The organism is Nitrosomonas sp. (assembly GCF_024282095.1).
Classification (GTDB): Bacteria; Pseudomonadota; Gammaproteobacteria; order Burkholderiales; family Nitrosomonadaceae; genus Nitrosomonas.
In genome coordinates, this window is the sequence record NZ_JAMWZS010000024.1 from 1 (window position 1) to 23,252 (window position 23,252).

Genomic DNA, 23,252 nt, shown 5'->3' on the forward strand with positions numbered 1-23,252 from the left:
ATGGCAGAGCTTAATTCTACCTTCAGGTTGTACAGTTGTAGGGGACCACTTCAGTGATTTGTATCATAAGCTAATGCATGAAAGGATGTAAATTTCGTGATAATGGAGTCTCTAAGATTTCAGGAGCTGGTGGTTTATAACCTAATGAGCTATGGGGTCTGATAGTGTTATTCTCGTGAACCCATTGATTTTGTTGTGGTTCAATAAAGCCGGATATCTTGTTAAGGTAGTAGGACAACTAATTAGCGAGGTGAAGGATGAAAGAATCAGGAAGGCGAAGGCTCTATTCAGAGCAATTTAAAAAGGAAGCGGTATCACTGGTTACAGAGTACGGCTACACCATAGTGCAAGCGGCTCAAGTGGTTTATACCAGTGAGAAGAATCTGCAACGGTGGGTTAAGCAGCAAGCGCAGGAAAGAAATGGTGAATGTCTGGATGCTGATGAGCGTGCAGAACTGCAGCGTCTCAGGCGAGAGATAAAAACACTGCGCATGGAGAAAGAAATCCTAAAAAAGGCGAGCGCCTTCTTTGCGCAAGAAATGAAGTGAAATATGGTTTCATTCAAGCTCGGAAAAGTCATTATCCAGTAGTTATGCTTTGCAGGGTAATGAGCGTAAGCAGCAGCGCTTATTATGATTGGCGTAGGAAGGGCTCAGAGCTGATCGTCAATCCACATTGTGCTTAATTTCTGGAAAAAATCGAAAAAAATGTCTCCCACTAACAGTATGATAAAAAAGTTTTTGTCTCGTTCAGAAATAAAAAAGGGATTAGCGTTTAAGCTAACCCCTGTTCTATTTGGTAGGCCGTGCCAGATTCGAACTGGCGACCAACGGATTAAAAGTCCGCTGCTCTACCGGCTGAGCTAACGACCCAAAGCGCGAAATTATACCTGATTTAATTAGTGATAGAAATGGCTTTGTTGGATTAGAAACTCAAATTTATAGAATGATCAAATAAATGTTTAGAAATGATCGATTTCTTGTTTTATCCTAGAAGATAGCGTGGCTAGTCATGCTTGAAGAAGCGTCTATCCCACATTTATTGGAGAAGGAATTCGAAAAGATAATTATCTGTAAGCATATAATAATGCTATAAAATTTAATCTCGTCGAATTCAATTCTTCGTCCCTTGGCTACACAGTGCACTGGGAAGAGCATGCAAGGAATAAATTGTGCCCGCTCAAACTGTATCATTTGACAAGCACATATTTTTATACTATGAGCTGATCAGATTAAGTTTGAGCGAGCATTTTAAGGCATCAATGAATAATGCAATGGGAAAAGAAAGCAATTAACGCATGTGTGCTTCGACGAAGGTTGTTTCGCGATTAAAATCATCCCAGATATAGCTCGGTTTGACAAAGGGTGTGGTGGGTATGAGGAATGTTGCAATATCGAAAGCACCACTTAATGAGCGTCCGACAGCATTGGCAATGCCGGTGAGGAATCCGATGGTCATGCCATGGATAACGCCGTCCCTGTTACCAATGATCGTTATTGTTTTGGGTATTTCAACGACACCGGTCACGGCGTTCGCAAGACCGTTGCCAAGCTTTTCGACAACTTTATCAGGATACTGATCGGCAAATACTACATTGGGCGCTGCCAGAAACATGATGGCTATGATCAGTAATGCTTGCATCATTTTTTTCATAAAAAGTCCTTGAGTGATTAATAAACCAATTAATTCTACAGAAATATCAGATGGTTCTTCTATTGATGATTATTTGTTTTCTTGTTTGATAGATTGCTTCAGAATGCCGGTAATTCTCTCCACTTCACGTTCCACTTGGTTTTCCGGATAGCTTCGATTCTGTAGTTCGGTTCTAATGCGGTAAGCGATTTCCAGAACAAGCAAGTCCATTGTATTTTTGTCACTATTTTGTGATGCTTTCTGATATTCCACTTGAAATCTGCTGATAGCGTTCATCATTGCATCGTCATTCAGACGCATGCTGGATAGGATCGAGTCCAATTCATATTTCAAATTGCTGGATATCAACGGTTGTGATGATTGCTGAGTTGATTCAGGTTGGTAAGGTACATACTTGGGTATTAAAACCGATAGCATGATCAATGCCACGCCTGATCCCACAGTGACAACTACAAAGTGCCAGAGCTTATATTCTTTTCCGCGTAGTTTTATACTGTTGATTCGTTGTACGCCAAGCCGGGCTTGGACGCCTATTCCTACGAAGAACAGAATGGCACCAAGTGCCATAATGATGGGTACAATCGGGTGCACAGTTTTTACTCCTATGTTCTTATCTTAAAGTCCAGTTGCAGTTTACAATCCTAAATAGCGGTGATTATCGATCATACCGATGAATCACCGCTTTATTTGTGTGCATATTCTAGCGCAATATGATACTGAGTTATTATCTGTTTGATAAGTCGGTCGATGATGGCGATACCGGAAAAATTACCGAGGCGGCGGTGGTGGCGGATTGCCGGGTGGCGGCGGTGGCGGATTAAAATTGGCAGGCGGCGGCGCGATGTTTCTATTGCTGCTTGCTGGCGCATCATCGGTAATTCTGCCCGATATCGGGACGCGATGACCCTTGGCATACATGCATTGAATATAACTGATGTCATAACGTTGCTGATTGACATACGCGGAAGTGCTGGCAGTGCCCGATCCTACCAACCCACCGCCTAATAAGCCGACACCGGCACCGACTGCAGCACCTCCGCCACCGGCAATCGCCGCACCTGTAGCAGCGCCGAGTCCGGCGCCGATAGCAGCACTTTCGATGCCGCTCGATTGCGCTGCTTGACGGGGCGTTTGACCGCCTACTTGCTCGTATGCATAACGTTTACAGTCGTAATCGTCATAACGGAATTGCTCGAAACTTTTGCCGGAACCCGGCAAAGTCATGACGCTGGGGCCGGTTGGCAAATTGACACATGCCGTCAGTGTGCAGATCAGCGCGGGTATTACTAATTGTCGGGTTTTTTTCATGGTACTGTTCTCACTTATTGAGTATTGGGTTGGGGGGCGATTTGTAGCCAGCCGCCCGGACATTCCCGGATATAGGGATAATATCCTTGCGGATCTTGGCAATAGTGCCAATAATCGATCTTCGGTTGAACGCGTTTAGGTTCTTGCTGTTGAATGTAAACAGGCGGTTGTGAGGGAACTGCAACAGCAGGCGGGTAGGTATAATAAGGCCTGAAAAAAGGATCGGCATAACCATAGCCGCGGTAGCCGTAAGGTCCCCAAAAACCGGGACCATAGTAACTTCTCCACATTCCAGGACCGTAGTAACCGCCCCACAACCAAGGGTCATAAAAACCGCCGATACCGAGAATAAAATTATTGTGATGATGGCCATGATCATGATGATGCCCATCGCCATCGTGGTGACCGCTACCATCATAATCGCCACTGCCGTCTCCGCCGCTATCGCCACCACCATCGCCGCCACCGCCATCCCCTTCAGCGAATACCAAGGTATTTAGCGTGAATGCCAGGAATGAAATGGTGAATAGATATTGTATATTTTTCATACGAACTCAACCTTGGATCAATCAAGCAACAACAAGAAATTTTTTACTTTCGTGCCGACTTGGGCGGCTATCGACGACAATTTGCGTGTATTCTTGATATACAATACGCATGTTATTTAAGCAATCACTGTGACCTGGATTAAGCTTTGTAAGTTCCGGAAAAGTCCCGCTGTAGTGTTGCGCAAAATTTTGAGCGGCGGTGCCGGATACAAGTCAATCACCTGCGCCAAAGCTGAGTAGAAAAAAGGTATCATACGGATACAGAATTTTAATAGTCATATTTTATTTTAGGAGAAAATCAGAATGTCGCAAAAACACCCGGTTATCGCCGTTACCGGATCCTCAGGTGCAGGTACCTCAACGGTAAAGACCAGCTTTGAACATATTTTTCGTCGCGAACATTTGAAAGCTGTGATTGTGGAAGGCGATAGTTTTCATCGTTACGATCGCGAAGCAATGAAACAAGCAGTGGCAAAATCAGAAGAAAACGGTGGGCGTGCAATCAGCCATTTCGGTCCGGAAGCCAATGAATTCGAGAAACTGGAAGCCTTATTCAAGGAATACGGTGAAAAGGGCAGCGGTCAGACACGTTTGTATCTGCATAACGATGAAGAAGCACAACCGTGGCAGCAAAAAGCGGGCACTTTTACGCCCTGGTCGCCGATTCCAGCCGGCTCCGATTTGCTGTTTTATGAAGGGCTGCACGGTGGTGCAAAAAGCGATACGGCCGATGTGGCCAAGTATGTGGATTTGTTGGTTGGTGTTGTGCCTATCGTTAATCTGGAATGGATTCAGAAAATATTTCGTGATACCAATGCACGCGGTTACTCAGCAGAAGCAGTAACGCACACTATTTTGCGTCGCATGCATGATTATGTACATTACATCACACCACAGTTTTCGCGCACCCACATCAACTTCCAGCGTGTGCCTACGGTCGATACCTCCAATCCATTTATCGCACGTGAAATTCCAACACTGGATGAAAGTCTTGTAGTGATCCGTTTCAGGAATCCTGAAAAAATAGATTTTCCTTTCTTGTTGAATATGATTCATGACTCATTCATGTCTCGCCCGAATACCATTGTGGTTCCAGGCGGAAAAATGGGTATGGCGATCGAGTTGATATTGACTCCACTGATTCTGGACATTGTCGCGAGAACCAAAGCGTAGCAACATCTGGCTAATCTTCGGTTGACAGCCTGTTAATTCATGAATCATGATAAATGTCCATACGCATTGATCTGATTCGGAATTAATCGGCAAGTTAGCAACTTGCATCACACGCTTTGTGGCTCCTGCTCGGCCTGAGCGCGCAACAATTCTATACGGTATCCATTCCATATTGGTTACATGACTTCGCTACTATCCGACCTGAATCCACAGCAACTTGAAGCCATTACATTGCCGCATCAATCCGTATTGGTATTGGCCGGTGCCGGGAGCGGTAAAACCCGAGTATTGACGTCGCGAATCGCCTATTTGATTCAATCGGGACAGGTAAGTCCGCACGGTATTCTGGCGGTGACGTTTACCAATAAAGCCGCCAAAGAAATGCTGACACGCATTACTGCGATGTTGCCGATCAATCCGCGTGGTATGTGGATCGGCACATTTCATGGATTGTGTCATCGCATGTTGCGTACGCATTATCAGGATGCAGGGTTATTACAAACTTTCCAGATTCTGGATTCTGCTGATCAACTGGCCTTGATCAAACGTATTCTGAAAGATTTATCGGTTGACGAGAAAAAATTCCCGCCGCGTCAGGTGCAGTGGTTTATCAATAGCGCCAAGGAAGCGGGGCTACGGGCTGCCTATGTTACGGTGGAAGATGCCTTTTCGCGTCGCATGCTGGAGTTTTATCAGGCTTATGAGCAGCAATGTTACAAGGAAAGTGTTGTTGATTTCGCTGAATTGCTATTGCGTAGTTATGAATTGCTGAGTCGCAATGAAATTCTGTGCCAGCATTATCGTGAACGTTTTAGCCATATTCTGGTGGATGAGTTCCAGGACACGAATCGATTGCAGTATCAGTGGCTCAAATTACTGGCTGGCGTAGGCACTGAGCGTGCCGCGGCAGTATTTGCGGTTGGCGATGATGATCAAAGCATTTACGCATTCCGTGGTGCGAATACCGGCAATATGAAAGATTTTGAGCGTGATTTTGGCATCTCCAAGGTGATTAAACTGGAGCAAAATTACCGTTCACACGGCAATATTCTGGATGCGGCCAATGCGCTGATTGAAAACAACAGCGAACGTTTAGGGAAGAATCTCTGGACTGCCGAAGGGAAGGGCGAGCCAATACGTGTTTACAATGCGCCGAACGATTTCGATGAAGCTGCGTTTATTGCCGGTGAAGTCAAAACTTTGCATGCTGAAGGCATCGCCTTATCGGAAATCGCACTGCTTTATCGCTCCAATGCACAATCGCGGGTGCTCGAACACAGTTTGTTTAATGCCGCGATACCGTATCGCGTTTATGGTGGTATGCGTTTCTTTGATCGCCAGGAAATCAAGCATGCATTGGCTTACCTGCGCTTGATCGCCAATCCGGACGATAACAGCGCGCTATTGCGCGTCATTAATTTCCCGGCGCGCGGCATTGGCGCACGCGGTTTGGAACAATTGCAGGATGATGCCAAAGTACAAGGCGCAAGTTTATGGGCGGCCGCACTGCAGAAATGCGGTGGTGAAGCAGCCATTGCACAGCAACCGGAGAAACCCTTAAAAGGCATTTGCGCATTTGTGCATTTGATCATGACGATGCGGCAAGGCTGTAGCACGTTGCCATTACCTCAAATTGTTGAACACATGCTGACGCACAGTGAGCTATTCGCGCACTATGCCAAAGAACGTGAAAGTGCAGACAGGCTGGAGAATCTGAACGAACTGATTAATGCGGCAACCAGTTTTGTACATGAAGCAGAAAATGACAGTCTGGCGGAATTTCTTGCGCATGCTTCGCTGGAAGCCGGCGAGCATCAAGCCGGCAACGGTCAGGATGCGTTGCAGCTGATGACAGTCCATGCGGCCAAAGGACTGGAATTTCATAGTGTATTCTTAAGCGGATTGGAAGAAGGGCTTTTTCCACATGAAAACAGCTTAAATGAAGCCAATGGCATTGCGGAGGAAAGGCGATTGATGTATGTGGCCATGACACGCGCCCGCCGCCGGTTATATGTAAGCTTTGCGCAAAGCCGCATGTTGCATGGCCAAACCCGCTATAACATCGCATCGCGTTTTCTCGATGAAATTCCGGAAAGCTGTTTGAAATGGCTGCAATCGGTGCCTAGAATGGATCTGAATCCCTACTATGCAAATACCGCCAATCAAGCCACAGCAGCCACGCTAAGAACAACAACCGATAGCCAGAAGAGATCAGTCGGCGGTGCATGGAGAATCGGACAAGCTGTGCTGCATGCCAAGTTTGGCACGGGCGTCATCATCAATTATGAAGGCAGCGGCAGCGAAGCGCGCGTACAAGTCAATTTTAATGATGCCGGAACGAAGTGGTTGCTGCTTGAGTATGCGAAATTGACCGCGGTTTAGCAGGGCCCCGTTAAACAGATTTTATTGGGTTGATTGATCGGCATCTTGATAGCGCTGGCGGTGTTCCTCGCTGCAAAAGAATCGTCCTTTATCTTCGATGGACTCATTTTTCGGGATGAGCAAATTACATTGCGCGCATTGAACGCGTTCGCTTGCGTCTTTTGGTTTATTTTCTGTGGTGACAGCATCCGGTTTTGTTTCGTTTTCATTCTCCATAGATGTTTCGTCGCCATTACTCCAGTTGGCTTTTTGATAATTCTGATCAGTCTGGCTGTATTTGAACTGAAGTCGCTCAGCGAGAAAAATATCTTTGTAACTGACATAAATGGAAGCGAACATGACGGGAATCAGAACGATCAACCCAATGCCATAGGGCATCAGGCAAAGAATCGTCAGCACGATGAGCGTAATGCCATAGACTTGGAACGGGATGAAGTTCTTCAAACAAGCAAAAAAGCTTCTTTGCATGGCAACGATCGGCGGAACGTTATGAAATACCACGAGTAAGGGAGAAAACCAGGAGGCCATCATCAACGGAATGGAAAGTGTCAGTGCAATCAATGAGGATGTCAGCATGTTGCTCATTACGCCCATCAGTTCACTTTCGTCGACCCTTTTTCCATATAACAACATGTCAGTCATCTGCGAACCGCCGATCAGCATGACCAGTCCGATGATTAAAATTTGTCCGATCAGATAGACGCCACCAATGGTAATGAGCGGCGCCGAGTTGGTTCTGAAAGCAGCCAGTAAATGCGCAATCTCAAGCGACTTACCTTGTTCCATATCTTTGCAGCCCAGCATGATTCCGGCCAAGAATACTGGAGAGATCAAAGTAAAAATAAATTTCCCAAGTAATGGTATGAACGACATGCTCATAGCGATCAATACCAAGGTAAAGCAAACCATTATCCAAGCCAGTGGTGCTTTACGGAACAGGTAGAAGCCGCTTAAGATCCATTGTAATCCCTGTTTGGCGTTGACTTGATGAATTTCCATGAGTGTTTCTCCAATTAAATCGGTATATCAGCTTCTAATGATGATTCAAATCCACAGCTTTTCTATGTTGGCTATGTCTGTAGCATGATTCTTTAATACTTCTCTGAAATGCGTTGGATCCTTGGCATGTGTCAGTTCTCCCGGACGCGGCAAATGATAGTCATATAATCGGGAAATCCAGAAGCGTAATGCGCCGGCACGCAACATGGCCGACCATGCGCCGTGTTCACTCGAGGATAGCGGTCGAATGGCATGATACGCCTCAATCAGTGAAAGTGTACATGTCTCATCCAGTGTTTTGCCTTCAGTCATGCACCAGTCATTCACAGTAATCGCCAGATCGTATAAGAAAGTGTCATTACAGGCAAAATAAAAATCGATGACGCCACCGATTGTGTTGCCTGTGAACAAGATATTGTCACGGAATAAGTCGGCATGGATAACGCCATGAGGTAACACAATGGATTGTTGCGTTGCCTGAAAATTCAATTCGGCGGTCAGTAACGATTTCTCATCGGCTGACAGGAAAGGAATGATTTCCGGTGCTTTAGCTTGCCACCATGTTAAGCCGCGCGGATTATTCATTGTATCGTGATAGGAACTGCCTGCTAAGTGCATTTTTGCCAATACTGTGCCGACTTCCGCACATTGTGCTGCGGTTGGGTGTGTGACTGATTGTCCGGGTAAACAGGTGACGATCGTGGCCGGCTTATTGTTCAGTGTACCCAGCAATTTGTGATCGACTCTGGGGATCGGCGCAGGGCAAGGAATACCATGCCCGGATAAATGCGCCATCAGATTCAGATAATAAGGCAATTCGCGGCTGGTCAATTTTTCAAACAGCGTCAATACAAACTTGCCTTGCGTCGTCGTGACAAAATAGTTGGTATTTTCAATACCCGAGGAGATGCCCTGTAAATTGACCAATTGGCCCAGTGCGTAATCTGTTAGCCAAGCTGCGAGCTGGCTATCGGTAACGGGTGTAAAAACAGACATGTATTAGCAGGATAAGCAAGCGTAAAAATGGAAACAGGGAGATTTCATTGCGTAGTGTGTTCTTGTGCGCTTTATTAACGTTAGAATTTGAAGAATTGCCACATCGGCGGACTGACATCGATGCCGGCCTCGGGATGCGTGTGATACTCTCTGGTGGTATTTTTCTTCAGATAATAAGGCGGACCAATACGTGGAATGACTTTGATCATCAGTAATTCGCCGTTGATGCGGTGTTCTTCAATCGTGTCTTCTCCGCGTTTTATAATGGTAACTTGTGTTTCCAGTTCAGGGTCAGGTTGAATATCCGGCGGAAGCGGTTGATCGGGATCCGGCGGTAATTCAGGTATTTCGGGTAATGGTATCAAATTATCCGGCCGCGAAGACTTTTTCGACTGTTTGGGAGGGTCGGATTGCGCCATAACAGGGATCGCAGCGCTGAGGAACAGTATAAGAATAAGTTGGTACATGTTGGTTCCCGGTGGGTCAGGATTATTTTGTATTCTACCTAAAATCGTAGGTGACGGTTAAAGATTGAGCTGAACTTCTTTTTCAGCGGCAGTGGGTTCAAACCCGCTGGTTTCATAATACTGAAAGATTGCACTGACTACTTGATTCGGTTCATCAATGACTTGGATGAGGTTCATGTCTGCACGTGAGATACAGCCTTCGGAAATTAATGTTTTCTGGAACCAGTCGAGCAATCCCCGCCAGAATTCCGAGTAGACCAGGATGATGGGCATTTTGCGGGTTTTTCCGGTTTGTACCAATGTCAATGCTTCCATCAATTCGTCCAATGTGCCGAAACCGCCTGGTAATACCACGTAAGCAGTAGCAAATTTAACAAACATGTATTTGCGTGCAAAAAAATGACGGAACGTCTGACTGATGTCCTGATAAGCGTTACGATGCTGCTCGTGGGGCAGTTGAATATTTAAACCGATGCTGGGTGATTTACCAAAGTAAGCACCTTTATTAGCAGCTTCCATGATGCCGGGGCCACCGCCGGAAATCACCGCAAATCCGGCATCAGAGAGTTGCTTGGCAATCTGCTCGGCTAATTGATAGTGTGGACTATCCGGCGTGGTGCGTGCGCTGCCGAAAATACTCACGGCGGGTTGAATGGCATCAAGACGCTCCGTTCCTTCGACAAACTCTGCCATAATTCCAAATAAGCGCCATGACTCTTTTGCTGACCAGGATTTATCTACAGATAAGTGAGTGGCTGGTTTATCTTGTAGACTCATAGGAATATCTTATAAATGAAAACATTGTTGTTGGTTGATGGTTCGTCCTATTTATATCGCGCTTTTCATGCATTGCCTGATTTGCGTAATCGCAACAACGAACCGACGGGTGCAATTCATGGCGTGCTCAATATGCTACGACGTTTGCACAAGGATTACCACGCTGATTATAGCGCGTGTGTGTTTGATGCAAAAGGTAAAACTTTCCGCGATGCGCTATATCCTGAATATAAAGCGCACAGACCTGCCATGCCACATGATCTGGCTGTACAGATTGAACCCTTGCACGCTTGTATTCGCGCACTGGGTTGGCCGATGCTGATTATTGACGGCGTGGAAGCGGATGATGTCATCGGCACCTTGGCGCAACAAGCAGTCGAAGCGGATATGCGCTGCATCATTTCAACCGGTGATAAAGATATTGCGCAATTGGTAAACGCAAATATTACGCTGGTAAATACCATGAGCAATGAGATGCTGGACGAGGCGAATGTACTTGCCAAGTTTGGCGTGCCGCCGGCCCGCATGCTGGATTACCTGATGCTGGTTGGTGATACGGCTGACAATGTTCCGGGTGTGCAGAAAGTGGGACCTAAAACAGCCGTCAAGTGGCTTACACAGTATGGATCACTGGATAATCTCATTGCGCATGCCAATGAGATTAAAGGAACTGTGGGTGAGCATTTGCGCGCCGCGTTGGATTGGTTTGATACAGCGCGCCAGTTGATCACGATTAAATGTGATGTGAATCTGCCGGTTAAAATAACCGATCTTGCGTATCAACCTCAGGATACCGAGCAACTTATCCGGCTATACGAACAACTCGATATGAAAGCATCGTTACGTGAACTGCGCCAGCAGATAACTGCGGATCAATCCGCAGCAATGATCGCGAACGACAGTCAAACGACGGTGACGAATAACGAAAGCGCCCATGCAGGTACTTATCAAACGATCCTTACAGAAGCCGAACTGAATGATTGGTTAGTCCGGCTGGATGCGGCGCAACTGGTATCAGTGGATACTGAAACAACCAGTCTAAATCCGATGCAGGCAAAACTGGTGGGCATTTCATTGTGTATTGAAAGCCACCATGCGGCATATCTGCCGCTGATGCACAGCTATGCCGGTGTGCCGCAGCAACTTCCGTTGGAGATGGTATTAAGCAAACTTAAGCCATGGATGGAGGATGCGACGAAACCTAAACTGGGGCAGAATTTAAAATACGATAAGCATGTATTTGCCAATCATGGCATTCAATTGAATGGCATTGTGCATGATACGTTGCTTCAATCCTACGTGTTGGAATCCCATCGCCCGCACAATATGGACAGTATGGCGCTGCGTCATCTGGATATTAAAACGATCAGCTATGATGAGGTCACGGGGAAAGGCGTTAACCGCATCGGTTTTGACGAAGTGGCGATTGATACCGCGACCCGGTATGCCGCGGAGGATGCGGACATCACATTGCAATTGCATCAGGTCTTATATCCCGGTATCCAAAGTGATGATCGGTTGCATTACATCTACCGTGAAATAGAAATGCCGATTCTGGATGTGCTGTTTGAAATTGAACGTAACGGCGTTTTGTTGGACTACAAGTTGTTGCAAAAGCAGAGTCACGAGTTGGGTGAGAAATTATACATATTGGAACAACAAGCTTATGTCATCGCCGAACAACCATTCAATCTGAATTCGCCCAAACAGATACAGGAAATTCTGTTTAACCGGCTCAAATTGCCGGTCATCAAAAAAACACCCACCGGTGTTCCTTCTACCGATGAAGATGTGTTGCAGCAGCTGGCGCTGGATTATCCATTGCCCAAGCTACTGCTTGATTATCGTAGCCTCGCCAAGTTGAAGTCGACGTATACCGACAAATTGCCATTAATGATGGACCGCAATACCGGACGGGTACATACCAATTATGCGCAAGCGGTGGCGGTAACAGGACGCTTAGCCAGCTCGGATCCGAATTTGCAGAACATTCCGGTGCGCACCAGTGAAGGCCGGAGAATCCGGGAAGCTTTTATTGCACCGCCGGGTTACAGGATTATTTCAGCCGACTATTCGCAAATTGAGTTACGAATCATGGCGCATATTTCTCAGGATGACGGTCTTCTGAAAGCTTTCGCAGCCGGTGAGGATATCCATCGGGCGACTGCTGCGGAAGTATTTGGGATTCCGTTGGATCAAGTGGACCAAGAACAGCGTCGCTACGCCAAAGTGATTAATTTTGGCTTGATCTACGGTATGTCGGAGTTTGGTCTGGCGGCACAATTGGGCATTGAACGCAGTGCTGCCCGTGCTTATATGGAGCGGTACTTTGCGCGTTATCCGGGGGTGGAAAAATATATGCAGCAAACCCGGGAAAAAGCCAGACAACTGGGGTATGTTGAAACCGTTTTGGGGCGCAGACTATGGTTGCCTGAGATCAATAACGCCAATGGAAATCGTCGGCAAGGCGCGGAGCGGGCTGCCATTAATGCCCCCATGCAGGGAACGGCGGCGGATATTATCAAGCTGGCGATGATCGCCGTACGTGATTGGTTGCATAAGGAGCAATTGCACAGCAAGTTGATCATGCAGGTTCATGATGAGTTGGTGCTGGAGGTGCCCGATGATGAAGTTGTGTTAATGAAAAATGCATTGCCTGACTATATGAGTCAGGTAATGCAGTTGGATGTGCCGCTATTGATACAGGTTGGTGTCGGAGATAATTGGGAACAGGCACATTGAGATGACATGCGCCTGACGATATCGTGTATTCCGTGGTAGTGTTCGAGCAAATTATTCGCGTGTTTCGACTTGCATTAAAGGTTCGGCTTCGGCCGCAACAGCTTCTTTGGTTTTTCTTCTGGGTCGTTTAGGGGTGATGATATCTTCTGTAGCCATTTCAACCTTCTCAGGTGGCGTTTCTATCATCACGAGTCCACTTTTCTGCAGATCCGGAAGCTCTTGAATAAGACTGGGTTTAGGTATTGACGGTGTGGAGACAATAGCGATCGGTTGCTCAGCGGTATCTGAATGATGATCAATCGATGGCGTTTCGGTTTTGGTTCTCTTATTGTGATGTTTTTTAGTGGTAATTTCTGTTGAATCATCATGCGCAGCAGTTTGTTCGGAAATATTATCAATCCCTGCCACATTACCAGATAGTGGTTTTTCTGTGCTTGGTTGAGAACTGAGCGAATCATTGTCACGATCAGCAGTACTGCTTGATACGTGCTCAAATTCTGCATCCTGAGTTTCAGTAGCGCTTTTATCGCGGGCAGATTGTTCCCTGTTTTTATTACCACCACGATGTCTACGCACACGTCTTTGTCCATCTGGTCTTGATAAACTACTTTGAGAAGTCGGATTGTCTTTTTCTATTACTGGCAAATCTTCTGTCAGTGCGGTATCCAGGCGGTTCGAATCGGATTGTTGAACAGGTTTTCTTGCCGCGCTTATCTGCTCTGTAGCGCCCATTGGGTGAGAAGGTTGTTCAGAAGTGGCGTTATTGTGAGCATCCGCGGAGTTGCTTTGCTTGGCTTGCTTACTAGCGGAAGTATCTTTAGGACGTTCATTCCGATTGCGTCCGCGACGGCTGCGTACACGCCCGCGATCTTGCGATGCCTTGGGTTTGTCGCTGGATTGTTTGGCCTCCGCATCGGTTTTTGTTTCTTCTGTGCTGGCAGGTTTAAACCAGCTAAAAAACTTATCCAATAAAGATGTGTCGCGTAGTTTATCATCTCGGTTAGGTGCCGGCTGAGCGGGTGTTATACCTTGAACTGCAGCTTGAGGGCGCACAGGCTTAGCTTTTTGTTCGGTAAATACTAAATTATTTTCTTCTGTATTTCGCTCAACCATTTTATAGCTGGCTACTGATTCATTGGGTCTTATATCATCATGACGTAAGCGTGTGATGCTGTAATTAGGCGTTTCTATATGAATATTAGGTATAAGAATGATATTTATTCTTTGCCGCATTTCAATATCATAGATTTCCGCGCGTTTCTCATTGAGCAGGTAGGTCGCTACATCAACCGGAAGCTGAACATGCAATGCGCTGGTATTTTCTTTCATGGCTTCTTCTTGGATGATTCTTAACACATGCAGTGCCGAAGAATCGGTTCCTCGAATAAATCCTGTGCCGCTGCAACGCGTACATGAGATATAGTTACTTTCACCCAGCGAAGGGCGCAATCGTTGACGTGATAATTCGAGCAGACCAAAGCGCGAAATTTTTCCTACTTGAATACGGGCGCGATCCTGGCGTAATGCTTCGTGTAATCTGGCTTCGACTTCGCGTTGATTACGCTGTACATCCATGTCAATGAAATCAATGACGATGAGTCCGCCTAAGTCACGTAATCTCAATTGACGCGCGATTTCATCCGCTGCTTCAAGATTGGTATTCAGTGCGGTGTGCTCAATATCCAATCCCCGGATGGCGCGTGCTGAGTTGACATCAACCGATACTAACGCTTCTGTATGATCAATAACAATCGCGCCACCTGATGGTAGCGAAACTTGCCTTGAGTAAGCGGTTTCTATTTGATGTTCGATCTGAAAGCGTGAAAATAACGGCACATCATCGTGATAGAATTTGAGGCGATCCACATTTGCAGGCATGACATGGGCCATAAACTGGCTGGCCTGTTCATAGATGTCACGGCTGTCGATCAGAATTTCGCCGATTTCCTGGTTAAAGTAATCGCGAATGGCACGGATAACTAAGCTACTTTCTTGATAGATTAGAAAAACGCCATCCTGATTATTGGCCGCTTCTTCAATGGCATACCACAGCTGTGTCAGGTAATTCAAATCCCACTGCAATTCCTCGGTGCTGCGGCCAATTCCCGCAGTCCTGGCGATAATACTCATGCCTTCCGGAATTTCAAGTTTTGCAATCACTTCGCGCAGGTCATTGCGCTCTTCACCGGTTATGCGACGTGATACACCGCCGCTATTGGGATTATTGGGTATTAAAACCAGATATCGGCCCGCGAGTGAGATATAAGTTGTAAGTGCAGCGCCTTTATTGCCACGTTCATCTTTATCAACCTGAACAATGAGTTCTTGACCTTCTTGGATCAGGTCCTGAATACGGCTGTTTGTAGAATTGGCATTTTCGCCAAAGCATGACGTGGATATTTCTTTAAATGGCAAGAAACCATGGCGCTCACAACCGTAATCTATAAATGCAGCTTCCAGACTAGGTTCTATGCGTGTGATGACAGCTTTATAGATATTGCTTTTACGTTGCTCTTTACTGATAGATTCTATGTCGAGATCAACCAGTGTTTGACCGTTGACTATGGCGACTCGTAGCTCTTCTGGCTGTGTCGCATTAAATAACATTCGTTTCATTTACAAACCTTACGTGTTCTATTTATAAATACACTATCCATAAAATTATCGGATAGATTTTTGTGGTATACGTAGTTGTAATGACGAGGTTTGGGCTTGGTGGTTTTATTGTAATATTTGTTTGTCAATTATATATTTCTTTTTGTTAGTATATTGTTTTGCTTTTATTTCTGTATAGAATTTTTATTTTGTAATGCCTGAACTGGGAAACCTTCTATGCTTGCTTTATTTATTCGTTTAAGGTACCAGATTTTACATAAAGTTCCAAATAGAACTTTGCGTTATGTCAATCTTCATTGGTATCAAAGAATTTTAAAATAAAAACAAGCTACTTGTTTACTAACAGATGAATTCTACAGTATGGATTCTAAAAAGAAATAAGCAGAATACATTTTTAACGAAAATTAATGCACGATTATAACTAAAACAGAAATTATGCACACAAAAGACTTCTCTGCTCCCTCGGTGGAAAAATTATACATTGAAGAAGAGGTATGGGATCAGCGGGTTGATAATTTTTTGTTTAAACGTTACAGAAATGTACCGAAAAGCCACATATATCAATTGCTGAGAAGTGGCCAGGTACGTATTAACGGTAAGCGAATAAATGCCAGTTATCGTTTGCGATTGGGTGATATCGTACGAATTCCGCCGATTAAAATTGCTGAAAAAAGCGTTTCTTATAAACCCTCCGTTGTCCCCGCAAATTTTTTTACATTCAAGAAAATATTTGAAGATGATGCATTGCTGGTAATTGATAAGCCCGGTGGCATGGCAGTTCATGGCGGAAGCGGCATCAGTTTTGGTGTCATTGAGCAATTGCGCGCACAAAATCCATCCTGGAAATTTCTTGAATTGGTGCATCGTCTTGACAGAGAAACATCCGGTGTCCTGTTACTTGCAAAAAAACGCAGTGCACTCGTTGAGCTGCATCGGCAAATTCGCGAAGGCTTAACGGAAAAACATTACTGGGTGATGGTTCAAGGTGAATGGCGCAACGCCAAGCAACATGTCACACTGGCTTTAAATAAATATGTAACTGCTACAGGTGAACGGCGTGTTGCGATATCAAACGGTGAGAATACGGGTACAAAAGCAATGCCGGCGCACACCATATTTAAGCTGCAGAAATCATGGAAAAACTTCAGTCTACTCGACGCCGAATTGAAAACCGGTCGCACACATCAGATTCGTGTGCATCTTGCGCATCTTGGATTTCCTATCATTGGTGATGATAAATATGGCAATTTCGAGATGAACAAGCAACTTGCGAAAGCAAATGGCCGAAATCATTTAACGCGAATGTTTCTACATGCGCATGCGCTGCAAATAACGCATCCGGTTTCGATGGAACGCATGGCACTACAATCCCCTTTATCGAAAGATTTGCAGAAATTTGTGGATCAATTGGATCATCCATTGCAAGCTTAATCGGGTTAGCCTTAATAGAATGAAGTGATATAATACTGCGTGTCAAATATCGGGTGTGGCAGCGACCTGTTCATTTTTAAACATAGTTTGCAAAACTTCCCAAACATTTTCTGCAATTTTTTTCTGAGCGATTTCATTCGGGTGAATACCATCAGATTGAAAAAAATCATTCTTGTCACCGAAACCAGCGAGTAGAAATGGTATTAATTTGATGTGATAATTTTCAGCTAGCTGCGGAAAAATTGCTTGGAACTTTTGTGTGTAGGTAATACCATAATTGGGAGGTAGCTGCATACCGGCAAGTAAAACCAACGCATTGTTTTTTTGACATGTTTTTATAATAGCTTCCAGATTCTCGTAAATGGATTTTATAGATGCGCCGCGCAAGCCATCATTAGCGCCAAGCTCGAGAATAACAATCTCAGGGCGATGTTTTTCAAGCGCTTGTTCAATTCGCTTGCGTCCTCCAAGCGTCGTTTCACCGCTGATACTTGCATTGATGATTTGATAATCAGCGAATTCAGGCTGAAGTCGCTGCGTCAGCAATGCAACCCAGCCAGCTTCGATTGGTATGCCATAGTTGGCAGATAGGCTATCACCAAAAACCATAACGGTTTTTGTCGTCGTTGCTGCGACAGGGGTAGTGAAAGTAAAAAAGAAAATCAGAATAATAAGGAAATTTTTTTTCATGTTAGACCATCTTGTTAAACAACCGATTCTCTGGACCCAGGCACTTACCAAACAAGTCAATACGGGCGACAAACAGTTAACGATATTACAGGATATCGATTTACAGGTGAACGCGGGTGAAGCAGTTGCGATTATCGGTGCATCGGGCTCAGGTAAATCAACTTTATTGGGACTACTTGCCGGGTTGGATTTGCCGACATCGGGGAAAGTTCAGTTGGATGATATCGATATTTTTACCTTGGATGAGGATAGTCGGGCTGCTCTACGAGGCAAGATTCTGGGATTTGTATTCCAATCGTTTCAATTGCTTCCTGCGCTGACAGCCATTGAGAATGTGATGTTACCGCTGGAACTCACTGCTGCCGGCAATGCGGAAGCGACAGCACGGCGATTGCTGGACCGTGTTGGATTGGCAATGCGTTTGCATCATTACCCCAAACAGTTATCCGGTGGTGAACAGCAGCGGGTTGCGATTGCACGGGCTTTTGCGACAGATCCGAAATTATTGCTGGCGGATGAACCGACGGGAAATCTTGATTCGGCAACCGGTATTCAAATTATCGAACTGATGTTCGAACTCAATCGTGAACATGGCACGACATTGGTTCTGGTTACCCATGATGAAGCATTGTCGCAGCGATGTTCGCGGCAAATTCGGTTGGCGGATGGTAAGCTGGTGAAATAGGCAATCGTTGTGGGCAATCGGGATCGCATCGGGAGTGGCACAGAATTACAGCATCTATAATAAATAGCATCATATATCCTCAACAAGGCAGCGTTTTTGTTCATGAGTTATTTTAAACTTTCATTTCGTATGCTGCGTCGTGATTGGCGCGCAGGTGAACTCAATGTTTTGGTTTTTGCATTGGTCATCGCAATTAGTGGGTTGACGACGGTAGGATTTTTTGCGGATCGCGTAGAAATGGCACTTGCGCGCGAGAGCAATCAACTGTTGGGAGCAGATCTGCTGGTTATTTCAAGCCAGCCTCTCCCTGAGCATTATGCTGATAAAGCCCGTCAACTTGGATTGACTGTTTCATCCGTGACCAAATTTCCCAGCATGATTTCCAATGGAGATAACAATCTGCTGACTGAGATTAAAGCAGTCACGGAAGGCTATCCATTGCGTGGGCGCGTTCACCTGGCCAGCAGATCATCAAAAAACCTGATGTCGCAACCGCAAATTCAGGCGGCGACCGGGATTCCACAACCGGGCACTATCTGGGTGGATGAGAAAGTCATGACACGACTGGATCTTAAAGGCGGTGACGTAGTTGATGTCGGTGCCACGCAATTGACCGTGGCCGAATTAGTTGTGCGTGAACCGGACCACTCGGTGGGATTCATCAATATGGGGCCGCGCGTCATGATGAATGCAGTCGACTTGCCGGAAACTGAATTGATACAACAGGGCAGTCGCATTTCTTATAATTTACTGGTAGCCGGCGACGTTAAAGGGGTGCAGCAATTTCGTGACTGGGCAAAAACCCAACTGACCAAAGCGCAGAGAACCGAAGGTATTCGGGATGCGCGTCCTGAGATTAAAGCCGCATTGGAGCGTGCGGAAAAATTCTTGAGTCTGGCGGCGCTGGCCAGTGTTGTCTTGGCAGCGGCGGCGATTGCATTGGCGGTGCGTCGGTTTACCCAGCGTCATCTGGATGGGTGCGCAGTGATGCGTAGTCTGGGAGCCAGCCAACAACAGTTGTTTCGTCTGTATTTATATTATTTTATTGCACTGGGTGTTATCGCCAGCAGTATCGGCTGCTTGATCGGTTTTGCAGCGCAGGAGATTCTGACGCATTGGTTAACGGGTCTTGTCGACACCGCTCTGCCTTGGCCCACATGGTTGCCAGCGTTGCACGGCCTGCTGGTCGGCTTGGTGTTATTGGTAGGTTTTGCATTGCCGCCGGTGCTCAATTTACGCAGTGTTCCCGCGTTACGGGTATTGCGCAGAGATATCGGCTTATCTAACGCGCATAGCATGGCGGGCTACTTGTTGGGGCTGGCAGCTTTGTCGCTGTTGTTCATCTGGAAAGCGCAAGATCTGAAATTGGGGCTGTATATCGTTGCTGGATTTATATCGGCCATTGCCATTTTTAGCGGCCTGGGCTGGTTACTGATCAAAATCTTATCGAGCCTGCGTCATCAGGCCGGCGGTGCGTGGCGATACGGCCTGGCCAGCATCCGGCGCCGCGCAGCTTCAAGTGTATTGCAAGCGGTGGCACTGGGATTGGGGTTGATGGCATTGCTGGTGCTGACGCTGATTCAGGATGATCTGATTGAGGATTGGCATGCCAGCTTACCACCCAATGCACCGAATCATTTTCTGGTGAATATCCAGGCAGACCAATTGGAGCCGCTGGAAGAATTTTTTCAGCAATATGCCATTGAACATCCGCCCATGTTTCCAATGATCAGAGGTCGTTTGATCAAGATCAACGGCAAGAATGTGTCGCCGGAAGATTACGCAAATGATCCGCATGCCGAAAGGCATATCCGGCGCGAGTTCAACTTGTCATGGGCGGACCGGTTGGCATTGGATAATCAGGTTGTTCAGGGTTCCTGGTGGAAAGAAGATACGCGCGAAGCGGTGTTGTCGATTGAAGAGGGTATTGCCAAAACGATTGGTGTCAAGCTGGGCGATGAATTGACTTACGATATTGCAGGCAGTCATTTTTCGGCCAGAATCACCAACGTGAGAAAAGTGGACTGGGATACTTTCCGGGTTAATTTTTTTGTTGTGGTGCCGCCCGGCTTGTTGGAGAATTATCCGGTCAGTTATATCACCAGTTTTTATGTGCCGCCGACAGAAGTCGCCATGATTCATGAGCTTGTCAGGACTTTTCCGAATATTCTGGTGGTTGATGTGGCCGTGGTCATCAATCAGGTGCAGCAAATGATTCGACAAGTTTCCCAAGCGATTGAATTTGTTTTTCTGTTTACCATGCTGGCTGGTTTTGCCGTGTTGTATGCGGCGATTGCTTCCACGCAGGATGAGCGCATTTATGAAGCAGCTATTTTCAGAGCGCTGGGTGCCAGACGCGAGCAATTGTCGCGCGCCTGGGCGGCTGAATTTGTGATATTGGGCGGACTGTCCGGATTATTTGCTTCGGCCGGTGCCAGCGCGCTCGGTTATGTGATCGGTAAACATGTTCTGCATCTCGATTACACGTTTAATCCCTGGATCTGGCTGGTTGGTACGGCCGCCGGCGTGATCGGTGTTTTGGTGGCCGGCTTGCTGGGCACGCGTTCGGCACTGTCAAGCCCGCCGTTATTGACCTTACGTAAGATTGGATAAGCCATTTCCGGCCGCGATATCATTGGACTCACAATCACCTAAGCTCAAATCACTGCCGCCACTGAGCCTGTATATTCATATTCCGTGGTGCTTAAAAAAATGTCCTTATTGTGATTTTAATTCGCATGAAATTCGCGGGGAGAGCAGTCAGGCACCCGAGGACGAATATGTTGCCGCACTGATACGCGATCTCGAATTCGCGCTGGCAGATGTCTGGGGGCGGCGCTTGAGCAGCGTGTTTTTTGGCGGCGGCACACCCAGTTTATTCGGTGCCAAGGCGATTGATACGATCTTGACGGCTGTGCGCACATTGTTGCCGCTGGAACATTTTGCCGAAGTCACGATGGAAGCCAACCCCGGCACCTTTGAAGCGCAAAAATTTGCCGATTTCCGTGCCGCAGGCATCAATCGCTTGTCGATCGGCATACAAAGTTTTAATCCGCAACACCTGAAGGCATTGGGCCGTGTGCATGATGATCAGGAAGCGCATCGTGCAGTGGAAATCGCGCGCAAGAATTTCGACAATATCAATCTCGACCTGATGTACGCATTGCCCGGGCAAACACTGACGGCAGCACGGGCGGATATTGAAACCGCGTGCAGTCTGGGGGTTACGCATATTTCCGCCTATCATTTAACGCTGGAACCCAATACGCTGTTTCATCGCTTTCCACCCAATTTGCCCGATGACGAGCAGGCGGCGGCAATGCAGGACATGATCGAGCAAACCACCGCGCGTCATCAGTACCGCAACTACGAAACGTCAGCGTTTGCGCAGGCAGGAAAGGAATCACGCCATAACCTGAATTATTGGTTGTTTGGGGATTACCTGGGTATTGGCGCGGGTGCACACAGCAAAATCAGCTTTGCCGATAAAATCGTGCGCCAGATGCGCTACAAGCAACCCAAAGAATATCTGGCCAAAGCGAATGCGCACCAATCATTGACCCAGACGCAGCATGAATTGACCCCGAATGATCGTAGTTTTGAATTTATGATGAATGCATTGCGACTCAATGGCGGGTTTGATGCGGCGCTGTTTCAGGAACGCACGGGCTTGCCCATCACTGCCGTACAGCAACAACTGGACGAGGCCGAACACCGCGGACTACTGGTGCATGATCATCACCGCATCAAACCCACTGTGCTGGGCAGGCGCTTTCTCAATGATCTGCTGCAAATTTTCTTACTTGAAACAGGTTCGAAATAACACCACTTTCCATACATTCAAAAGCAAATTCGGCCTGATTATGCGCTAGAATCGCATACCTCGGATTTGAGAATGGCTGACCCAAGGAGTGCATAACGTGGCGTACGTGAAACCGGAAGAAATCGTCGAAAATATGTTGCAGGCGGGTGCCAAGAAAGCGAGTTTGCCGGTCAAACAGCTACTGATCCGTGGCTTTCTGGCGGGTGCTTTTCTCGGTTATGCCACCACGTTGGCTATTCTGACGGCAACACAAACCGGCTGGGGTATCGCCGGTGCGCTGGTGTTTCCAGTCGGCTTTGTCATGATCGTGCTGCTCGGACTGGAGCTTGCAACCGGCAATTTCGCGCTGATTCCGATCGCAGTCAAAGATAAAAGAATTCCATTCAACCGCTTACTCGTCAACTGGACCTGGGTACTGATCGGTAACCTGATCGGCAGCGTCACGTATGCCTATTTATATTGCGTTGTGGCAACCAAAATGGGAACGATCGATCCGGCTACCATTCCCGCACTGCAACGAACCATCAACATTGCAGAGATCAAAACGCTCGAATATATGAAACTTGGCTGGGACGGCACGATTACCGCTTTCACCAGCGCTGTGCTGTGCAACTGGATGGTGACCCTGGGTGCCGTCATGGCGTTCACCTCCACTACAACCATGGGCAAGATCGCCGCCATGTGGTTGCCGATCATGACGTTTTTTGGCCTAGGTTATGAACACGCCATCGTCAATATGTTCGTGATCCCGGCCGGCATGTGGCTGGGTGCGAATATCACCTTCGCCGATTGGTGGTTATGGAATGGATTGCCGGTGATTGCAGGTAATCTGTTTGGCGGGATGATGTTTACCGGATTTATGTTGTATTGGGCTTATAGCAAAGCAAATCATCCATCTTAATATTTTTGGCATGCATGAATCGATTAGAAACCTTGGGGCGATCAACAGGCAAACCTGCTGA

19 protein-coding genes and 1 tRNA gene are annotated in these 23,252 nt (G+C 46.7%); 9 read left to right on the plus strand and 11 right to left on the minus strand.

Annotation, left to right across the window (positions count from 1 at the left end; translation table 11 throughout):
* Nucleotides 1-257 precede the first annotated feature (257 nt).
* Nucleotides 258-548, plus strand: coding sequence for a transposase (locus Q0K92_RS08260; protein ID WP_297325334.1), 291 nt, complete (start codon nucleotides 258-260; stop codon nucleotides 546-548).
* A 248-nt stretch (nucleotides 549-796) separates the two neighbouring features.
* On the opposite strand, the gene Q0K92_RS08265 is transcribed toward Q0K92_RS08260, so the two are convergent.
* The 5 genes from Q0K92_RS08265 to Q0K92_RS08285 all read right to left on the minus strand — a co-directional run bounded on the left by Q0K92_RS08265 (nucleotide 797) and on the right by Q0K92_RS08285 (nucleotide 3,509).
* Nucleotides 797-872: transfer RNA gene (locus Q0K92_RS08265), tRNA-Lys, on the minus strand.
* A 418-nt stretch (nucleotides 873-1,290) separates the two neighbouring features.
* Entirely contained in the window at nucleotides 1,291-1,653 is a 363-nt protein-coding gene (locus Q0K92_RS08270; protein WP_297325335.1) for an exosortase system-associated protein, TIGR04073 family, read from the minus strand.
* Nucleotides 1,654-1,722: 69 nt separating this feature from the next.
* A complete protein-coding gene (locus tag Q0K92_RS08275) occupies nucleotides 1,723-2,244 on the minus strand; it encodes a hypothetical protein (protein WP_297325336.1) in 522 nt (173 codons plus the stop codon).
* Nucleotides 2,245-2,421: 177 nt separating this feature from the next.
* Entirely contained in the window at nucleotides 2,422-2,961 is a 540-nt protein-coding gene (locus Q0K92_RS08280; RefSeq protein ID WP_297325337.1) for a hypothetical protein, read from the minus strand.
* Between the two features lie 14 nt (nucleotides 2,962-2,975).
* Nucleotides 2,976-3,509, minus strand: a complete 534-nt coding sequence (locus Q0K92_RS08285; RefSeq protein ID WP_297325338.1) for a hypothetical protein — start codon at nucleotides 3,507-3,509, stop codon at nucleotides 2,976-2,978.
* 303 nt (nucleotides 3,510-3,812) lie between these two features.
* On the opposite strand from Q0K92_RS08285, the gene Q0K92_RS08290 reads away from it, so the two are divergent.
* A complete protein-coding gene (locus Q0K92_RS08290; RefSeq protein WP_297325339.1) occupies nucleotides 3,813-4,682 on the plus strand; it encodes a phosphoribulokinase in 870 nt (289 codons plus the stop codon).
* A 180-nt stretch (nucleotides 4,683-4,862) separates the two neighbouring features.
* Complete coding sequence (locus tag Q0K92_RS08295; protein ID WP_297325340.1) at nucleotides 4,863-7,064, plus strand: UvrD-helicase domain-containing protein; 2,202 nt, start codon at nucleotides 4,863-4,865, stop codon at nucleotides 7,062-7,064.
* Nucleotides 7,065-7,085: 21 nt separating this feature from the next.
* Here Q0K92_RS08295 and Q0K92_RS08300 read toward each other — a convergent pair whose 3' ends face one another.
* The 4 genes from Q0K92_RS08300 to Q0K92_RS08315 form a co-directional block, all read right to left on the minus strand.
* Complete coding sequence (locus Q0K92_RS08300; RefSeq protein WP_297325341.1) at nucleotides 7,086-8,063, minus strand: BPSS1780 family membrane protein; 978 nt, start codon at nucleotides 8,061-8,063, stop codon at nucleotides 7,086-7,088.
* 45 nt (nucleotides 8,064-8,108) lie between these two features.
* Nucleotides 8,109-9,059 (minus strand): homoserine kinase, encoded by a 951-nt coding sequence (locus Q0K92_RS08305; RefSeq protein WP_297325342.1) that lies wholly within the window; start codon nucleotides 9,057-9,059, stop codon nucleotides 8,109-8,111.
* An 80-nt stretch (nucleotides 9,060-9,139) separates the two neighbouring features.
* The gene (locus Q0K92_RS08310; RefSeq protein WP_297325343.1) at nucleotides 9,140-9,526 is read right to left on the minus strand and encodes a DUF2782 domain-containing protein; all 387 of its coding nucleotides are present in this window, start codon (nucleotides 9,524-9,526) and stop codon (nucleotides 9,140-9,142) included.
* A gap of 57 nt (nucleotides 9,527-9,583) precedes the next feature.
* The gene (locus Q0K92_RS08315; RefSeq protein ID WP_297325344.1) at nucleotides 9,584-10,303 is read right to left on the minus strand and encodes a TIGR00730 family Rossman fold protein; all 720 of its coding nucleotides are present in this window, start codon (nucleotides 10,301-10,303) and stop codon (nucleotides 9,584-9,586) included.
* A 15-nt stretch (nucleotides 10,304-10,318) separates the two neighbouring features.
* On the opposite strand from Q0K92_RS08315, the gene polA reads away from it, so the two are divergent.
* Nucleotides 10,319-13,045 carry a DNA polymerase I gene (gene polA, locus Q0K92_RS08320; RefSeq protein ID WP_297325345.1) on the plus strand — a complete coding sequence of 909 codons (2,727 nt, stop codon included), beginning with the start codon at nucleotides 10,319-10,321 and terminating at the stop codon, nucleotides 13,043-13,045.
* A 51-nt stretch (nucleotides 13,046-13,096) separates the two neighbouring features.
* On the opposite strand, the gene Q0K92_RS08325 is transcribed toward polA, so the two are convergent.
* Nucleotides 13,097-15,661, minus strand: a complete 2,565-nt coding sequence (locus tag Q0K92_RS08325; RefSeq protein WP_297325346.1) for an Rne/Rng family ribonuclease — start codon at nucleotides 15,659-15,661, stop codon at nucleotides 13,097-13,099.
* A 435-nt stretch (nucleotides 15,662-16,096) separates the two neighbouring features.
* On the opposite strand from Q0K92_RS08325, the gene Q0K92_RS08330 reads away from it, so the two are divergent.
* Complete coding sequence (locus Q0K92_RS08330) at nucleotides 16,097-17,092, plus strand: RluA family pseudouridine synthase (protein ID WP_297325347.1); 996 nt, start codon at nucleotides 16,097-16,099, stop codon at nucleotides 17,090-17,092.
* 42 nt (nucleotides 17,093-17,134) lie between these two features.
* On the opposite strand, the gene Q0K92_RS08335 is transcribed toward Q0K92_RS08330, so the two are convergent.
* Nucleotides 17,135-17,782: an arylesterase gene (locus Q0K92_RS08335; protein ID WP_297325348.1), complete on the minus strand. Its 648-nt coding sequence runs from the start codon at nucleotides 17,780-17,782 to the stop codon at nucleotides 17,135-17,137.
* On the opposite strand from Q0K92_RS08335, the gene Q0K92_RS08340 reads away from it, so the two are divergent.
* The 4 genes from Q0K92_RS08340 (at nucleotide 17,781) to Q0K92_RS08355 (ending at nucleotide 23,191) form a co-directional block, all read left to right on the plus strand.
* Nucleotides 17,781-18,467 (plus strand): ABC transporter ATP-binding protein, encoded by a 687-nt coding sequence (locus Q0K92_RS08340; protein ID WP_297325349.1) that lies wholly within the window; start codon nucleotides 17,781-17,783, stop codon nucleotides 18,465-18,467. The genes Q0K92_RS08335 and Q0K92_RS08340 overlap by 2 nt on opposite strands.
* Before the next feature lie 102 nt (nucleotides 18,468-18,569).
* Nucleotides 18,570-21,080 carry an FtsX-like permease family protein gene (locus Q0K92_RS08345; protein WP_297325350.1) on the plus strand — a complete coding sequence of 837 codons (2,511 nt, stop codon included), beginning with the start codon at nucleotides 18,570-18,572 and terminating at the stop codon, nucleotides 21,078-21,080.
* 22 nt (nucleotides 21,081-21,102) lie between these two features.
* Nucleotides 21,103-22,290: a radical SAM family heme chaperone HemW gene (hemW, locus tag Q0K92_RS08350; RefSeq protein ID WP_297325351.1), complete on the plus strand. Its 1,188-nt coding sequence runs from the start codon at nucleotides 21,103-21,105 to the stop codon at nucleotides 22,288-22,290.
* Between the two features lie 97 nt (nucleotides 22,291-22,387).
* A complete protein-coding gene (locus Q0K92_RS08355) occupies nucleotides 22,388-23,191 on the plus strand; it encodes a formate/nitrite transporter family protein (protein WP_297325352.1) in 804 nt (267 codons plus the stop codon).
* Nucleotides 23,192-23,252: the final 61 nt, after the last annotated feature.

What these genes read in the sequence shown, in the direction of transcription:
- Q0K92_RS08305 (WP_297325342.1), bottom strand. Translation starts at nt 9,059, where the DNA reads ATGTCTGTTTTTACACCCGTTACCGATAGCCAGCTCGCAGCTTGGCTA.
- polA (WP_297325345.1), top strand. Translation starts at nt 10,319, where the DNA reads ATGAAAACATTGTTGTTGGTTGATGGTTCGTCCTATTTATATCGCGCT.
- Q0K92_RS08290 (WP_297325339.1), top strand. Translation starts at nt 3,813, where the DNA reads ATGTCGCAAAAACACCCGGTTATCGCCGTTACCGGATCCTCAGGTGCA.
- Q0K92_RS08315 (WP_297325344.1), bottom strand. Translation starts at nt 10,303, where the DNA reads ATGAGTCTACAAGATAAACCAGCCACTCACTTATCTGTAGATAAATCC.
- Q0K92_RS08340 (WP_297325349.1), top strand. Translation starts at nt 17,781, where the DNA reads ATGTTAGACCATCTTGTTAAACAACCGATTCTCTGGACCCAGGCACTT.
- Q0K92_RS08310 (WP_297325343.1), bottom strand. Translation starts at nt 9,526, where the DNA reads ATGTACCAACTTATTCTTATACTGTTCCTCAGCGCTGCGATCCCTGTT.
- Q0K92_RS08295 (WP_297325340.1), top strand. Translation starts at nt 4,863, where the DNA reads ATGACTTCGCTACTATCCGACCTGAATCCACAGCAACTTGAAGCCATT.
- Q0K92_RS08325 (WP_297325346.1), bottom strand. Translation starts at nt 15,661, where the DNA reads ATGAAACGAATGTTATTTAATGCGACACAGCCAGAAGAGCTACGAGTC.
- Q0K92_RS08285 (WP_297325338.1), bottom strand. Translation starts at nt 3,509, where the DNA reads ATGAAAAATATACAATATCTATTCACCATTTCATTCCTGGCATTCACG.
- Q0K92_RS08345 (WP_297325350.1), top strand. Translation starts at nt 18,570, where the DNA reads ATGAGTTATTTTAAACTTTCATTTCGTATGCTGCGTCGTGATTGGCGC.
- Q0K92_RS08260 (WP_297325334.1), top strand. Translation starts at nt 258, where the DNA reads ATGAAAGAATCAGGAAGGCGAAGGCTCTATTCAGAGCAATTTAAAAAG.
- Q0K92_RS08280 (WP_297325337.1), bottom strand. Translation starts at nt 2,961, where the DNA reads ATGAAAAAAACCCGACAATTAGTAATACCCGCGCTGATCTGCACACTG.
- Q0K92_RS08300 (WP_297325341.1), bottom strand. Translation starts at nt 8,063, where the DNA reads ATGGAAATTCATCAAGTCAACGCCAAACAGGGATTACAATGGATCTTA.
- Q0K92_RS08270 (WP_297325335.1), bottom strand. Translation starts at nt 1,653, where the DNA reads ATGAAAAAAATGATGCAAGCATTACTGATCATAGCCATCATGTTTCTG.
- Q0K92_RS08330 (WP_297325347.1), top strand. Translation starts at nt 16,097, where the DNA reads ATGCACACAAAAGACTTCTCTGCTCCCTCGGTGGAAAAATTATACATT.
- Q0K92_RS08335 (WP_297325348.1), bottom strand. Translation starts at nt 17,782, where the DNA reads ATGAAAAAAAATTTCCTTATTATTCTGATTTTCTTTTTTACTTTCACT.